At 65.4% G+C, this 14,436-nt stretch carries 13 protein-coding genes; 6 read left to right on the top strand and 7 right to left on the bottom strand.

What is annotated here, in order from left to right:
• Positions 1-98 precede the first annotated feature (98 nt).
• The 4 genes from IE191_RS00360 to IE191_RS00345 all read left to right on the top strand — a co-directional run bounded on the left by IE191_RS00360 (position 99) and on the right by IE191_RS00345 (position 2,541).
• Positions 99-680 carry a shikimate kinase gene (locus IE191_RS00360; protein ID WP_191322370.1) on the top strand — a complete coding sequence of 194 codons (582 nt, stop codon included), beginning with the start codon at positions 99-101 and terminating at the stop codon, positions 678-680.
• Positions 671-1,777, top strand: a complete 1,107-nt coding sequence (gene aroB, locus IE191_RS00355; RefSeq protein WP_191322369.1) for a 3-dehydroquinate synthase — start codon at positions 671-673, stop codon at positions 1,775-1,777. Before IE191_RS00360 ends, aroB begins: the two co-directional genes overlap by 10 nt.
• A gap of 284 nt (positions 1,778-2,061) precedes the next feature.
• Positions 2,062-2,340, top strand: coding sequence for a DUF1902 domain-containing protein (locus tag IE191_RS00350; RefSeq protein WP_191322368.1), 279 nt, complete (start codon positions 2,062-2,064; stop codon positions 2,338-2,340).
• Entirely contained in the window at positions 2,341-2,541 is a 201-nt protein-coding gene (locus IE191_RS00345) for a type II toxin-antitoxin system HicA family toxin (protein WP_229814992.1), read from the top strand.
• A 222-nt stretch (positions 2,542-2,763) separates the two neighbouring features.
• Here IE191_RS00345 and IE191_RS00340 read toward each other — a convergent pair whose 3' ends face one another.
• Genes IE191_RS00340 through zwf form a run of 5 tightly spaced genes read right to left on the bottom strand, consistent with a single transcriptional unit; the run spans position 2,764 to position 8,078 of the window.
• Positions 2,764-3,135, bottom strand: a complete 372-nt coding sequence (locus tag IE191_RS00340) for a tRNA-binding protein (protein ID WP_191322367.1) — start codon at positions 3,133-3,135, stop codon at positions 2,764-2,766.
• A 54-nt stretch (positions 3,136-3,189) separates the two neighbouring features.
• Positions 3,190-4,158 carry a glucokinase gene (locus IE191_RS00335; protein ID WP_191322366.1) on the bottom strand — a complete coding sequence of 323 codons (969 nt, stop codon included), beginning with the start codon at positions 4,156-4,158 and terminating at the stop codon, positions 3,190-3,192.
• 29 nt (positions 4,159-4,187) lie between these two features.
• Complete coding sequence (gene edd, locus IE191_RS00330; RefSeq protein ID WP_191322365.1) at positions 4,188-6,011, bottom strand: phosphogluconate dehydratase; 1,824 nt, start codon at positions 6,009-6,011, stop codon at positions 4,188-4,190.
• Positions 6,008-6,637: a 6-phosphogluconolactonase gene (locus tag IE191_RS00325; protein WP_191322364.1), complete on the bottom strand. Its 630-nt coding sequence runs from the start codon at positions 6,635-6,637 to the stop codon at positions 6,008-6,010. The genes edd and IE191_RS00325 overlap by 4 nt, the downstream gene beginning before the upstream one ends.
• The gene (zwf, locus tag IE191_RS00320) at positions 6,630-8,078 is read right to left on the bottom strand and encodes a glucose-6-phosphate dehydrogenase (RefSeq protein ID WP_191322363.1); all 1,449 of its coding nucleotides are present in this window, start codon (positions 8,076-8,078) and stop codon (positions 6,630-6,632) included. The genes IE191_RS00325 and zwf overlap by 8 nt, the downstream gene beginning before the upstream one ends.
• Positions 8,079-8,396: 318 nt before the next feature.
• On the opposite strand from zwf, the gene IE191_RS00315 reads away from it, so the two are divergent.
• Entirely contained in the window at positions 8,397-9,329 is a 933-nt protein-coding gene (locus IE191_RS00315) for an ROK family protein (protein ID WP_229814991.1), read from the top strand.
• A 114-nt stretch (positions 9,330-9,443) separates the two neighbouring features.
• On the opposite strand, the gene IE191_RS00310 is transcribed toward IE191_RS00315, so the two are convergent.
• Complete coding sequence (locus IE191_RS00310) at positions 9,444-11,918, bottom strand: TonB-dependent receptor domain-containing protein (RefSeq protein WP_191322362.1); 2,475 nt, start codon at positions 11,916-11,918, stop codon at positions 9,444-9,446.
• Between the two features lie 247 nt (positions 11,919-12,165).
• On the opposite strand from IE191_RS00310, the gene IE191_RS00305 reads away from it, so the two are divergent.
• Positions 12,166-13,212, top strand: a complete 1,047-nt coding sequence (locus IE191_RS00305; protein ID WP_191322361.1) for a LacI family DNA-binding transcriptional regulator — start codon at positions 12,166-12,168, stop codon at positions 13,210-13,212.
• A gap of 61 nt (positions 13,213-13,273) precedes the next feature.
• Here the strand turns inward: IE191_RS00305 and IE191_RS00300 are convergent, their stop codons facing one another.
• On the bottom strand, positions 13,274-14,434 hold the full coding sequence (locus IE191_RS00300; RefSeq protein ID WP_191322360.1) for a glycoside hydrolase family 68 protein: 1,161 nt from the start codon (positions 14,432-14,434) through the stop codon (positions 13,274-13,276).
• Positions 14,435-14,436: the final 2 nt, after the last annotated feature.

The raw sequence follows: 14,436 nt of genomic DNA, 5'->3' as shown, positions 1-14,436 counted from the left end.
CTCATTCTTGCCTGTCTGCATCGAACTCTCGGTGTTCACGTTGCCTCGCTGCCACGGCGCTTGCGCTTGGCCCTAGCGCAAGTATAGGCGGCGCGGCAATGGACCACGACAGCGCTCCTCTCTCCATGGCGGAAATAGCCCGCATCGCCCGGCGGCTCGATCGGCCCGTCGTGCTGGTGGGCATGATGGGCGTGGGCAAGACCACGGTGGGCCGCAAGCTGGCCAGCCTGCTGGATGTGCCGTTCATCGATGCCGACGAAGAGATCGAGCGCGCGGCGCAGATGCCGATCCCGGAAATCTTCGCCACGTATGGCGAGCCCTATTTCCGCAGCGGCGAGCGCCGGGTGATCGCCCGCCTGCTTGACGGCGCCACGCCCGCCCGGCGCAAGGTGCTGGCCACCGGCGGCGGCGCTTTCGTCGATGCCGAAACGCGGGCGCTGATTCTCGACAAGGCGGTGTCGGTGTGGCTCGACAGCGATATCGATACTCTGGTCGAGCGTGTAGGCCGCAAGGACAACCGCCCCTTGCTGCGCGGCGGCAACCCGCGCGAGATTCTCGCCCGCCTGCGCGACGAACGGCGCCCGGCCTATCAACAGGCCGCGATCCACATCACCAGCGGCAACCTGCCCCACGGGGTCACGGCCAGCCGCATCCTGAAAGCGATTGACGCATGGCTGTAATCCCCGTCGCCATTGCTGGCGCCCCCTATGACGTGGTGATCGAGGAAGGCGCCCTCGCCCGCGCCGGCGCCCTGTGCCGCCCGTTCCTGCGCAAGGACACCGTGGCCGTGGTGACGGACGAAAACGTCGCCGGCGCCTGGCGCGAGACCGTGGCAGCCAGCTTTGCCGCTCAGGGCATTGCCAGCCACTGGCTGGTGCTGCCCGCCGGGGAAGCGACCAAATCGTGGGAAAACCTCGCCCGCGTGGTCGATTGGCTGCTGCATCTGGAAGTGGAGCGCAAGGACAACATCGTCGCGCTGGGCGGCGGCGTGATCGGCGATCTCACCGGCTTTGCCGCCTCGATGGTCAAGCGTGGCTGCGGCTTCATCCAGATGCCCACGACGCTGCTGGCGCAGGTCGATTCGAGCGTGGGCGGCAAGACCGCGATCAACACGCCCGTGGGCAAGAACCTGGTCGGCGCGTTCCACCAGCCCAGCCTGGTGCTGGCCGATCCGCTCAGCCTCGATACGCTGCCCCTGCGCGATGTGCGCGCCGGCTATGCCGAAGTGGTGAAGTATGGCCTGATCGACGATCCGGAATTCTTCTTCTGGTGCGAAGCCAACGCGCAGTGCCTGCTCGCCGGAGAGGCAGATGCGCGCGAACATGCCATCGCCCGCAGCGTGGCGGCCAAGGCGCGGATCGTCGCGGCGGACGAGAAGGAAACCACCGGCGTTCGCGCGCTGCTCAACCTGGGGCACACCTTCGGCCACGCGCTGGAAGCGCAGTGCGGCTTTTCCGACCGCCTGCTGCATGGCGAAGGCGTGGCGCTGGGCATGATCCTGGCGGCGCGCTATTCCGCGCGCCTCGGCCTGATGCACGGCCAGGACGCCGAGCGTGTCGCTGCTCATATCGCGGCTGTCGGCCTGCCCGCCTCGCTCAAGGCTTTGGACATAGATTGCGATGGGCAGACGCTCAAGAACCACATGCTCCACGACAAAAAGATGGACGCGGGCACCCTGCCCTTCCTGCTGATGCGTGGACTCGGGCAGACGTTCCTGGCCAAGGACGTGGACCTGGCCGACGTGGCCGCGTTCCTCGACGAGGAACTGGCGCGGTAGCGGCCATTTACATTCCAAGATTGATCCTCTTTGCATGTGGTGTGGAGGGAACACCTGGCCGCAGGCGTTTCAAAACGCTGCTTCGGCTGCTCGGATTCTCGGAATTGTTTTTTCCACCTCTTTGTGGGAAAGCGTCCGGGGTGAGCGTAGGGGGTATTGACATGAGGGCCATTGCAGAGTCGGGCCGTCGCAAGCATATTGCTCATCGTTCGTCTAACGCTTTGGGAACCCTTTGGGGGCTAATCAGTCGTCTCGGTCGAGGCGGGCTACGGAGCGTTTCACCCATGAAGAATGTCATCGAGCTCAAGGTTCATATCGCGGAAGACGAAGAGTCCGGCCGCTGGTATGTTGCCGAGTCCGACATTCCTGGCCTGCGGTTGGAAGCAGATGATGCATTGACCCTCATCGAGAGGCTGCGCGAAGCGGCCCCTGAACTGATCGAGATGAACAAGGACGAGATCATTGCAGCTCATCTGGGCGAGCCGGAGGCAGAACCTTGGGCAACACGACGCCCATCGATAAAACCGATCTTCGATACGCCCTTGTCGCTTGCCTGTGCGTGAATGGCTGTGGCCGATTACTACCGTGACATCATTGCCCTGCTACGAGACGCAGGCTGCCATTTTGTCCGGAACGGCAAAGGCGATCATGAAATCTGGTACAGCCCCATTTCAAACAGAAATTTCACCGTCGATAAAAAGGTCAAGGTGCGGCACACCGCCAACGGCACGCTGCAAGATGCCGGTCTCGACAAAGCGTTTTGAAAATACTGAACGTCACTCGTAAAAATCTTCAGGCAGCGGAAGAGCTAGAGCGTTATGACGTTTCAATGAAACGTCATAACGCTCTAAATATTTGTGATCGTGCAATTTTTTACAAAAACCGGTTCTCACTTTTTGTCATCGCACTCTAATGCGGGTGTTGACAAATGCGCACATACAGGCGCGTCAGCGGGATTGGATTGACGCGAGACCGACGCAGCGCACTCACAGCAAGCGGGCGCCGTTGGGCACCGGGCGTTCGGGGCCGGCGAGGACCACGCGGCCCTCTTCGTCGGCAAAGCCGAGCGTCAGCACTTCGGAAATCGCCTTGCCAACCTGACGCGGCGGGAAGTTGACCACGGCGGCGACCTGACGGCCGACCAGTTCCGTGGGATCATAAAGCGCGGCGACCTGGGCGCAGCTCTTCTTGTGGCCCACGCCGGGGCCGAAATCGATCACCAGCTTGATCGAGGGCTTGCGCGCGCCGACCAGTTCCTCAGCCGACAGCACCGTGCCGATGCGGATGTCCACCTTCAGGAAATCGCTGAAGGCAATCGTTTCTTCCGCTTCGCTGGCGGGATCGTGGATCACGTGCATGGGAAGCAATGTGGCCCTGCCGCCCCGCTTGCGCAAGGCGGCAGGGCCAAGCCATCAGTCCTTGTTGGCCTGGGCAAAGGCCGCCGCCGCGCCAAACAGGCCAGGCTGCGGGTGGGTGATCAGCTTCACCGGCATCTGCGCCATGATCTGCTCGAACCGGCCCTTGGCGCGGAAGCGTTCGGCAAAGCCCGAGCGCACCAGGCAATCCTTGATGCGCAGGCCGAGGCCACCGGCCATGACCACCGCCTGCGCGCCGTGGGCCAGCGCAAGGTCGCCCGCCACGCTGCCCAGCGAAAGGCAGAAGCGGTCGATCGCGGCGGCGGCCAGGCTGTCTTCGCCGCTGCTGCCCAGCGTCCAGATCGCCTTGTCATCGCGCGGGATGAACGGCGTGCCTTCGATCAGGGCCAGCGTTTCATAGATATCGACAATACCCGGCCCGGCGACCACGCGCTCCGCCGAGACGCGGCGATGGCGCTTGCGCAGGCGGGCCAGGATCGCGTCCTCGATGCCGTCGAGCGGGGCATAGTCGATATGCCCGCCTTCGGTCGGCTGCACCTGGTACCCGGCCGAATGGCGCCAGAGCTGCGCCACGCCAAGCCCGGTGCCGGGGCCAACCACGCTGAGCACGCCTTCTTCGGGCAAAGGCACGTCCGGCCCGGAAAGGTGGATGAAGTGCTCGGCATCGGCCTGGGCCACGGCATGGGCCACGGCGGCAAAGTCGTTGACCACGACATAGCGATCGGCGCCCAGCTTTTCCGGGATCAGCGCAGGGCGGATGATCCACGGGTTGTTGGTGAACTTGATCACTTCGCCGCCCACCGGCCCGGCGACGGCAATGGCGCACGCCGGCGGCACGGAGCCGCCGTTCTGGCGCTCGAATTCCTTCCACGCCAGTTGGAAGCTGGCGTGTTCGGCCGTCTTGAGCGTGACCGCTTCGCCCAGATGGGTAACCCGGCCGCCTTCCACGGTGGCCAGGGCAAAGCGCGCGTGTGTTCCGCCGATATCGACGGCTACGAGTTCCATGATGTTCCTCTCCCCCAAGTGCCGAGGCGTTACAGGCCTGCCGCAGCCAGCATCGCCGATCCGCCGCGTTCGGCCGGATCGGAATGGTGGCGCATCAGGGCAAACAGTTCGCGGCCAACGCCCATGGCTTCGGCCGGGGCGACCACGTCTTCGCGCGCGGCCCATTCCTCGGCATCGACCAGGGCAACCAGCTCGCCGGTCTGCGCGCAGACGCGCACGATGTCACCATCGCGCAGCTTGGCCAGCGGCCCGCCCAGCTTGGCTTCAGGCGAAACGTGGATGGCGGCCGGCACTTTGCCCGAGGCTCCCGACATGCGCCCGTCGGTGACCAAGGCGACGCGGAAACCGCGATCCTGGAGCACGCCGAGCGGCGGGGTCAGCTTGTGCAGTTCGGGCATGCCGTTGGCGGCCGGGCCCTGGAACCGCACCACGACGATCACGTCGCGTTCCAGTTCACCCGCCTTGAACGCCTTGAGCACGTCGTTCTGGTCGGCAAAGACGCGCGCGGGCGCCTCGATCGTCCAGCGCGAGGGATCGACCGCACTGACCTTGATCGTGCCCCGGCCGAGGTTGCCCTGAAGCAGGCGCAGGCCGCCTTCGGACTGGAACGGCGCGGTTACGGGGCGCAGCATGCTGTCATCGCCGCTCTTTACCGGCGCGGGGTTCCAGGTCAGCGTATCGCCGTCCATCACCGGCTCCTGCGCGCCTTCGGCCAGCGAGGCGCCATAAACGGTACGGATGTCGGCATGGGCCAGCCCGTTGTCGAGCAGTTCGCGGATGACATAGGGCATGCCGCCGGCGGCGTGGAAATAGTTCACGTCACCCGCGCCGTTGGGATAGACGCTGGCGATCAGCGGCACCACGCGCGAAAGCTCGTCCATGTCGTCCCAGTCGATCTGCACGCCCGCCGCGCGCGCCATCGCCGGCAGGTGGATCACGTGGTTGGTCGAACCACCCGTGGCGAGCAGGCCGACGATCGCGTTGACGATGGCCTTTTCATCCACGCAGTGGCCGAGCGGGCGATAGTCGTCGCCGTTCCAGCTGATCTGCGCGGCGCGGTGCACGGCGGCGCGGGTCAGTTCCTGGCGCAGCTTGGTGCCGGGCAGAACGAAGCTGGAGCCGGGCATGTGCAGGCCCATCATTTCCATCATCATCTGGTTGGAATTGGCCGTGCCATAGAACGTGCAGGTGCCCGCCGAGTGATAGCTGGCGCTTTCGGATTCGAGCAGTTCCGCGCGCCCCACCTTGCCTTCGGCATAGAGTTGGCGGATGCGCACCTTTTCCTTGTTGGCCAGGCCCGTGGGCATCGGGCCCGACGGCACCAGGATCGTGGGCAGATGGCCAAAGCGCAGGCCGCCGATGATCAGGCCCGGCACGATCTTGTCGCAAATCCCCAGAAACAGCGCGGATTCAAACATGCCGTGCGACAGGCCCACGGCCGTGCTCATGGCAATGGTGTCGCGGCTGAACAGCGACAGTTCCATCGAATCCTGGCCCTGCGTCACGCCGTCGCACATCGCCGGAACGCCACCGGCGACTTGCGCCGTGGCGCCCACTTCGCGGGCGAAGACCTTGATCTGTTCCGGATAGCGGCCATAGGGCTGGTGCGCCGAAAGCATGTCGTTGAACGCGGTGATGATGCCGATGTTCAGCGCCTTGCCATCGCGCAGCGCGGGCTTGTCGTCACCGGCGGCGGCAAAGCCGTGCGCCAGGTTGCCGCAGGTCAGCTTTGGCCGGTTGACGCCGGCTTCGCGCGCGCGGTCGATCAGGTCGAGATAGGCGGCGCGGGTGTCGCGGCTGCGCGCGATGATACGGTCGGTGACCTTGGCCACGGTGGGATGAAGGGCCATCATTCGCTCCAGTAGATGGTAACCGGCGGGCCATCGGCGCCGCGCAGGAAATCGGAAACAGGGTAATCGGCGTTGCCGGCCAGCACGTCTTCGATCAGCGCCTTCTTTGACGCGCCGGTGACGACGAGGATCACTTCCTTGGTGGCCTTGAGCGCGCGCGCCGTCAGGGTCAGGCGATCGAATGGCGCCTCGGGCGGCAGCGGGATCGGCGTGGTGGCGATCACCGTGGCGCCGGGGCGGACCAGCGCCTGCATCGTGGGAAACAGCGAGGCGACGTGGCCATCCTCGCCCATGCCCAGCCACACCAGATCGAACGGCGCCACGGGTGCGCCTTCTTCCAGGCGCTCGAATTTGGCACCGCTGTCACCCAACGCCGCGAACAGCTTGCCAAAGTTGCTGGCGGGGTGATCGTCGGGCACGCGGCGGTCGTCGGTCAGCGCCAGCGTGGCGCCCCTCCAGTCGAGGCCGCGATCCTTGAGCAGGGCAAAGACCTTGAGCGGGGTGGAACCGCCGGTCATGGCCAGGCGCTTTTCGCCCGGCTTGGCCAGTTCGGCCGCAATGCGATCGGCCACGGCGGCCGCATCGCCGGGCGTGGCCCAGCGCACGCGGGGGGTATTGGCCTCAGTCATTCCAGCTTCTCCCGTCGCGTTCGGTCAGGGCGATGGCGGCATTCGGCCCCCAGCTACCGGCGGCATAGGGCTTGCACTCCATGTCCTCGCTCTTCCACACGGCGCGGATCGCATCGACCCAGCGCCACTGCGCTTCCACTTCGTCGCGGCGCACGAACAGCGTCTGCTCGCCCTCGATCAGGTCGAGCAGCAGGCGTTCATAGGCGATACGGCGGCGCGCCTTGGCAAAGGCCTGGGTCAGCGACAGGTCGAGGTTCACTTCGCGCAGCACCACGCCGCCGCGATCGAGGCCCGGCTCCTTGGCCATGACCTGAAGCCGCACGTACTCCTCGGGCTGGAGACGGATGACCATGCGGTTGGCCTGCAACTTGCCGCCGCGTTCGGAAAAGATGTTGTGCGGCACCTGCTTGAACTGCACGACGATTTCGGAGCGACGCTCCGCCAGGCGCTTGCCGGTGCGCAGGTAGAACGGCACGCCCTGCCAGCGCCAGTTGTCGACATGGGCCTTGATCGCCACGAAGGTCTCGGTGTCGGACGGTTCGCCCAGGTCTTCCTGGTAGCCAGCCACGCCGCCGCCCTTCACCGCCCCGGCGCGATACTGGCCGCGCACCATTTCCTCGGCCTTGACCGTGCGCAGCGCGCGCAAGACCTTGACCTTCTCGTCGCGGATCGAGGTCGCGTCGAAATCGCGGGGCGGCTCCATCGCGATCAGCGCGAGCAACTGGAGCATGTGGTTCTGCACCATGTCGCGCAGGGCGCCGGTATCGTCGTAGAATCCCTTGCGCCCTTCCAGGCCCACGGTTTCGCTGACGGTGATCTGCACGTGGTCGATATTGCCTGCGTTCCACTGCGGCTCGAACATCATGTTGGCAAAGCGCAGCGCCATCAGGTTCTGCACGGTTTCCTTGCCCAGATAATGGTCGATGCGGAATATCTGGTCCTCGGCAAAGCCGGCCGCCACGGCGTCGTTGATCCGGCGGCTGGAGGCCAGATCGTTGCCCAGCGGCTTTTCCAGGCCGATGCGCACGTTCTCGTGCGCCAGGCCGGCGCGGCGCAGGCCTTCGATGGTCGGCTCGAACAGCGCCGGCGCAGTCGAGAGGAAGATCGACAGGCCGCAGCTCGTATCGCCCAGTTTCTTGGCGAGATCGGCAAAGCCGTCGATGTTGGAGGCATCGAGCGTCTGGTATTCCAGCCGCGCGAGGAAGCTGGCCAGCTTGGTTTCATCCTTGCGGTCGGCGGGCAGGAACTCGTCGAGCGCGGCATGGGCGAATTCGCGGAAATCCTCGTCCTGATGCTCGGACCGGGCGGTGCCGACGATGCGCAGGCCGGGATCGATCAGGCCGTCTTCATGCAGGGCATAAAGCGAGGGCAACAGCATCCGGCGGGAAAGGTCGCCGGTAGCGCCAAAAAGCAAAAGCGCAGAACAACTGCTGTCGGCCATCGGCGGATCTCCTTGTCTTTCGCAGCGCCCGTGCCCTGCCATCATGCAAGACAACGTGCGAGCCGTTTGGATGGGTCCCTGAAACGGGCCCTGTCGATGCATGCCCTAGTCGCTCATGCGCGCCGATGCACGTTGCATAAGTATGCAAGCGCAAGGGCGGCTGCAAAGCATCTTTCCGTCGCAGGGCATGGTAGCGCGCGCAATTTCCGGCGCCACACCGCTTCTCGCCATTTTCGTGATAATTCGATTGCAAAGAGGTTGACCATGCTGGCATCTCGCTTTCAAGGACAGGTGCGTTTGTGCGCTTTCAAGGGAGAAATGATGCCTGCTGCCTCGCCCAACGGTGCCCCTCTGATCGGTGCGATCGAGGCAGGCGGAACCAAGTTCATCGCTGCGCTGGCCACCCCGGAGGGTGAGATCCTGGCGCGCACGCGCATCCCCACGCAAACGCCCGAAACCTGCTTCCCGGCGCTGGCGGCTTTCTTTGCAGAAGCGCAGCAGGAGCATGGCCCGGTCGCCGCCTTCGGCGTCGCCAGCTTCGGCCCGATCGATATCGACCCCGCCTCGCCCGCCTATGGCACGTTCACCACCACGCCCAAGCCGGGCTGGCAGGGCGCCCGCTTCCACGATGTGCTGGGCCAGTTCGGCGCGCCGATCGTGGTCGATACCGACGTCAACGGCGCTTGCCTTGGCGAATGGATGAAAGGCGCCGGGCAAGGCTGCCGCACGCTGGCCTATACCACCATCGGCACGGGCGTGGGTACCGGCGTGGTCAGCAACGGCCGCTCGCTGATGGGCATTTCCCACTTTGAAAGCGGCCATATCCTGCCGCCGCATGATCGCGTGGCCGATCCTTTCGCCGGGTCGTGCCCCTATCATGGCGATTGCCTGGAAGGTCTGGCGTCTGGCCCGGCCATCGAAAAGCGCTGGGGCAAGAGCCTGGACCAGCTTGCCGGCGATCAGACTGCGATCGACCTGATCGGCGGCTATATCGCGCACCTCGCCGCCACCCTGGTGCTGCTGCACATGCCCGATCGCCTGATCTTCGGCGGCGGGGTGATGAAGGCGCCCGGCCTGGTGGAATCGGTCCGTCGGCAGACTGAGGCCAAGCTCAATGGCTATGTCAGCCATCCGCGCCTCGACAAGGGCCTGGAAACCTACATCGTCACGCCCGGCCTGGGCGATGATGCCGGCATCACCGGGGCGATCGCGCTGGGTTGCCAGGCGCTGGACGTGTCGCTGCCCGGCTGACGCAGCGCCGCACGCAAGACAAAAAAAACCCGGCAAGGTCAGCAACCTTGCCGGGTTTTTTGCGACCCGATCGGAAGGGCATGGCCGGGATTGGCCCCGACCATGCCCATGCCGTCAGAACTTGTAGCGCACCGAGGCGGTCATCGTCCGGCCCAGCATGGCGCTGTTGTCGAAGATCGCCTGGTTGGCGGCCAGGCCACCGGTGCCGGCTGCCACGGCGATCGAGCCGTTGTTGGCGCGATAGCCCAGCGTGTTGAACAGGTTGTTGACGTTGAAGCTCACTTCCAGCTTGTCGGCCGGACGCACCTTGACGAAGCCGTTCACGAACGTGCGGCCCGGCGCGGTGTAGCCGCCGGAAACCAGGAAGTTGGACTGACCGCTGGCCGAGAAGCCGAGCGCGGCAACGCCGGCATCATAAGTTGGCGAAACCAGCCAGGTCCACTTCGGCATGGCCACCGGGGTGGTGTCGGTGCCGACGTTCTTGGCATGGGTATAGACCACATAGCCATCGAGCGAGAAATTGCCCGCCGACAGCCCGGCCGAGGCTTCCACGCCATAGGAGTGGTAGACCGCGTCGATGAACGGGCTTTCCCCACGCGAAGGCGCGGTGAAGTCGTAATTGCTTTCCTTCACCTGCGCCCGATACAGCGTCACTTCGGCGTGATAGCGGCCGCCCGCCACGTTGCCGCGCTGCTTGAGGCCCAGTTCCTGCTGGCTGACATAGTTGACCGAGAGGTGGTCGCCACCGGCGGTCAGCTTGCCATCGGCGGTGAAGTTGTTGTTGTTGTAGAGCAGACGGTCGGCGTTGAAGCGGCCACCACGGCTGACGCGGACAAACACGCTGGTGTCGTTGCTCACTTCATAAAGCGCGCCGAACGACCAGCTTGCGTAGCTCTTGGTGTAGTTGAGCACGTTGGCCGGCGTGGAGCTGGTGTTGTAGGCCGGGATCGAGGCCGAACCGAGCGCGTCGGTCACGGTCACGTTGGCGACCTGCTCGGGCGCATAGGCCACGCCCGAGGCCTTGACGCTGTCATAGCGCACGCTGGCGTCAAGGTTGAGGCGACCGAGCTGGCCTTCCAACTGCCCATAGAGCGCGTCGTCGGTATAGCTGACGTCATACGAACGCCCGCCGCAGCAACCGCCCCACTGGTTGTTGAAACCGGTCAGGCCGTTGGCAGTAAGCTGGTTGCCCGATGCATCGAACAGGTCGAGCGGCACCGGGTTGCTCGAACCGTTGAGAGTCTGGGTGACGTTGTTGATGCGCCAGTCCATCGCGATCGTCTGGCGCATGTGGAACCAGCCAGCATTGGCCTTGATCTTGGCGCCATCGCCCACGTCGAACTTGCCGCTGAACGTCAGGTCGTTCACCAGGCTGCCGACATCCTTCATGTCGACATAGGCCTGCGCGCTGTTGCTGACGAAACGGCCGTTGTAGACTTGGCCCGCATTGGGACCGGCGGCATAGCGCAGCGTGCCGTCGCCGGCGATCGAAGCGGTGGTGGCTTCGCCGGTCCACTGGTTGGCGAACGTGCCGCTCATCGAGGTCCAGCGGGCCTTGTCGGTCACGGTGAAGGCGGGGGTGAATTCATAGTGGAATTCGCCACCCAGCGCGGTGGCGACCGGGTGAATGCCTTCCATCGCCACGGTGCGCACGTTGCCGTTGGCATCGAGGATCTGGAACGTCTGGTTGTAGATGCCGGTCGAGGCATACTTGCGCGCGTCGACGCCGTCGAACGTGCTGTAACCGGTGATCTTGTTGCCCGAGAGCGTCACCAGGCTGGGCATCGACGTGAAGGTCGGCTCCTTGTCGTCCAACCGCTTGAAGTTGAAGCGGATGTAGCCCTTGCCGTCGTCAAAGTCCTTGGTGATGTTGCCCTTGATCTGATAGCCGCTCTGCGCCTTGTACGGCAGGTGCGTGGGGCCGTTGCCGTCGATGGCATAGCCACCGAGGTGGAAGCGCACGCTGTCCGACAGGTGGCCGCCGTAATCGAAATCGACGCGCGTTTCGCGATAGTTGAGCGCCTGGCTCAGGCCGATTTCGCCGCCGTCACGCTCGCCGGTCTTGGACACATAGTTGATCACCGCGCCCGGCGCCTGGCTCGAGAAGGTGGAGGCCGAACCACCGCGCACCGCTTCCACGCGGTTCACGCTGTTGTCGAACCGCACCCAGTAGTCGTTGTTGCCGAACTGGATATCGCCGAACAGGGTGACCGGCAGGCCATCTTCCTGAAGGCCGACATATTCCGAACCGCCGGTCGAAACCGGGATGCCGCGCACGCCGATGTTGGCGTTGCCGCCGGGGCCGGCGGTGTCCTGCACGTTGAGGCCGGGGATCGTGCGCAGCACTTCGGCCTGCGAACGCGGGGTGAAGTTGGTCACGGCTTCCTGGTTGATCTGCGAAACCGAGATCGACGAAAGCTGGGCGGACTTGCCACCGGCAGCGGCGGTCACCACGATCGGGGCGACATCGGCGGCGTCATCGGCGGGGGCGGCGGCCGGTTGGGCATCCTGCGCCAGGGCGGGCGTGGCGATCATCGCACCGGCAAGGGCGGCAGCGGACGCGCACGACAGAAAAGCGGACGGCTTCATCAGGTACTCTCCCATGAACACGTTCCCGCATGCGGAGCGGGAATCGATGGATTGTGTGATACGCACGACTACAATCGTTTGCAATGCGGATTTGCGCTATCTGCAATGGATTGCATCAGCGCCTGTCACTTTGCCTCGGGCTGTGGCAGACTTGCATCACCTGGCGACCGAGCCCACCCGGCCGCCCACCTTGCGGAAAAGTGTCCGCCACCTTGCTTTCAAGGTTCCCCAAGTTAAAAGCGTGACCATGACCGAAACGTCCAACGACAAGACCGCAAGAGAGGGAAGCAAACCCCGGATCCGCAACATTGCGGAACTGGCGCGCATGGCCGGCGTTTCGGCGGGCACGGTATCGCGCGCGCTCGCGGGCAAGAGCCTGGTCAACGCCGAAACGCGCGAACGCATCCAGGCCATCGCCCGCGAACACGGCTTTCGCCCCAACCAGATGGCGCGGCGGCTGCGCACCCAGCGCACCGGCGTGATCGGCGTGGTCATCCCGCTCGGCCACGAGCGGCGCCAGCACATCTCCGACCCATTCTTCATGACCCTGTTCGGCCACCTGGCGGACGCGCTCACCGAAAGCGGGCACGATCTGATGCTCTCGCGCGTGATTCCGGGCGATGACGAATGGCTCGATCGCATCGTCGATTCCGGCATGCTCGATGGCGCCCTGGTCATCGGCCAGTCCAACCAGATGGACGCGATCGAGCGCGTCGCTGAGCGCTACCTGCCGATGGTGGTGTGGGGCAGCCACCGCGCTGGCCAGATCCATTGCACGGTGGGCACCGACAACCGCCTCGGTGGCCGCCTCGCGGCGCAGCGCCTGCTGGACCAGGGCAAGCGCAGGCTAGTGTTCTTCGGCGATACCGGGGCTCCGGAAATCGCCGACCGCCTGGCCGGCGCGCAGGAAGCCGTCGCCGCCTGCCCCGGCGCAGCGGAGATCGTCGCCTGCTCCACCCACCTCTCGAACGAGGAAATTCCCGAGCAAGTGGCCGGGCACCTTAATGCCCTCGGCCAGCAACTCGATGGCATCGTCTGCGCGTCAGACGTGATCGCCATGACCACGCTGCGCCTGCTGCACGAACGCGGCGTGCGCGTGCCGCAGGATGTGGCGGTCACCGGGTTCGACGATGTGCCGATCGCCACACAGACCGTCCCGCGCCTCACCACCGTGCGGCAGGACATTGCCGGCGGCGCCCGCGCGATGGTCGATCTGCTCACCCAGCGCATCGCCGGGGTGGAAACCGCCTCCACGATCATGGCGCCGGAACTGGTGGTGCGCGAAAGCGCCTGATCAGAAGAACCAAGTGCTTTGCGGAGAGCGAGGGGGCATTGCCCCCCGCTCTCCCTCGGCCTCAACCGGCAACCGTGACGCGGTCGCCGTCGAACGCCAGGCTGAACACCGGCGCCGGCGTGCCGCCGAACTGGGCACGCAGCAGCTCGGGGTGATCGGCCAGCTTGCGCCCGTTCATGCCCCAATAGTCGATGAAGCTCCAAACGGTGCGTTCGCCCGTCACCCACCAGCTATAAGTCTGGCCCGGCTCTCCCGCCGGATTGGGAGCCACCAGCGCACTGCCGTTGATCGGGCGCCAGGGCCCGGTCAGGCTTTCGGCCACCATGCCGTAAAGCCCGTTCGGCCCGGCCACTGCGCCCGGCGCAAAGGTATGGCGCTGGGTGGACCAGAACAGGTAATAGCGGCCGTCGCGCCACACCACGCAGGGGCGCTCCATTTCGTTGTTCGTGCCGATCGCCTCGACCAGCGGATCTTCCAGCACCCAGCCCGCGTCGGTCAGCGTGGCGAGGCCCACCAGGCCATTGTGCGGATTGTCGCTCCACGCCGCGCTGGCGGTGAACACCACATGGGCCTTCCCCGTGGCCGGATCGCGGAACCAGGCCGGATCGCGGAAGCCCTTGATCGAGCCCGGCGCCGGGTTGGTGATTTCCTGCCGATCGGCGATGTAGCGCACGCCATCGGCAGCCACGATCTCGACAGGTTCCTGCCACTGTCCGGGACCATCGGCATCGAGCGTGCCGGGCACGGCGAACAGGCGCTGTTCATAGGAGAACGCGCCACCGCGCCGGCCGGCCACGGTGTAGAACAGCGTGACGGACACGCCATCATCCATCACCACGGCACACCCGGCCCATTCGCGCGTGCCGGGATTGAGCCCGTCGGGCAAGGCATTGCCATGATCGCGCCAGCCATCCTCGCCATGCGACAACAGGCGGATGCGCGCCACGTCATGCCGCTGCACCGGATCGGGGAAACACGGCGCGCTGAGGAAAAACCACCAGGTCCGCCCGGCGTGAACCGCGGTGCGGCCATCTTCGTGCGCCAGCGGCCAGCAGTCCCACAAGTCCAGCCCCGGCATGATGGGCGCAACATCGGCGGCGGTCACCAGCGGAATCTCGGGCAGCGGGTCATAGCCCTGCGGCTCCCAGCGGCTCGGCGGACGGCTGACCGGCTCAGCAATCGTTTGCGCAACGGCGGGTGAAGAGAGGTTATCGGCGGACATGC

It is taken from the genome of Novosphingobium pokkalii (genome assembly GCF_014652855.1).
Classification (GTDB): domain Bacteria; phylum Pseudomonadota; class Alphaproteobacteria; order Sphingomonadales; family Sphingomonadaceae; genus Novosphingobium; species Novosphingobium pokkalii.
The sequence above is the reverse complement of the archived record's forward strand: the minus strand, read 5'-3'. Positions and strand labels throughout refer to the sequence as shown.

Bases quoted from the DNA above. Each gene is read 5' to 3' on its own strand.
- IE191_RS00360 (WP_191322370.1), top strand. From the start codon at position 99: ATGGACCACGACAGCGCTCCTCTCTCCATGGCGGAAATAGCCCGCATC.
- aroB (WP_191322369.1), top strand. From the start codon at position 671: ATGGCTGTAATCCCCGTCGCCATTGCTGGCGCCCCCTATGACGTGGTG.
- IE191_RS00350 (WP_191322368.1), top strand. From the start codon at position 2,062: ATGAAGAATGTCATCGAGCTCAAGGTTCATATCGCGGAAGACGAAGAG.
- IE191_RS00345 (WP_229814992.1), top strand. From the start codon at position 2,341: ATGGCTGTGGCCGATTACTACCGTGACATCATTGCCCTGCTACGAGAC.
- IE191_RS00340 (WP_191322367.1), bottom strand. From the start codon at position 3,135: ATGCACGTGATCCACGATCCCGCCAGCGAAGCGGAAGAAACGATTGCC.
- IE191_RS00335 (WP_191322366.1), bottom strand. From the start codon at position 4,158: ATGGAACTCGTAGCCGTCGATATCGGCGGAACACACGCGCGCTTTGCC.
- edd (WP_191322365.1), bottom strand. From the start codon at position 6,011: ATGATGGCCCTTCATCCCACCGTGGCCAAGGTCACCGACCGTATCATC.
- IE191_RS00325 (WP_191322364.1), bottom strand. From the start codon at position 6,637: ATGACTGAGGCCAATACCCCCCGCGTGCGCTGGGCCACGCCCGGCGAT.
- zwf (WP_191322363.1), bottom strand. From the start codon at position 8,078: ATGGCCGACAGCAGTTGTTCTGCGCTTTTGCTTTTTGGCGCTACCGGC.
- IE191_RS00315 (WP_229814991.1), top strand. From the start codon at position 8,397: ATGATGCCTGCTGCCTCGCCCAACGGTGCCCCTCTGATCGGTGCGATC.
- IE191_RS00310 (WP_191322362.1), bottom strand. From the start codon at position 11,918: ATGAAGCCGTCCGCTTTTCTGTCGTGCGCGTCCGCTGCCGCCCTTGCC.
- IE191_RS00305 (WP_191322361.1), top strand. From the start codon at position 12,166: ATGACCGAAACGTCCAACGACAAGACCGCAAGAGAGGGAAGCAAACCC.
- IE191_RS00300 (WP_191322360.1), bottom strand. From the start codon at position 14,434: ATGTCCGCCGATAACCTCTCTTCACCCGCCGTTGCGCAAACGATTGCT.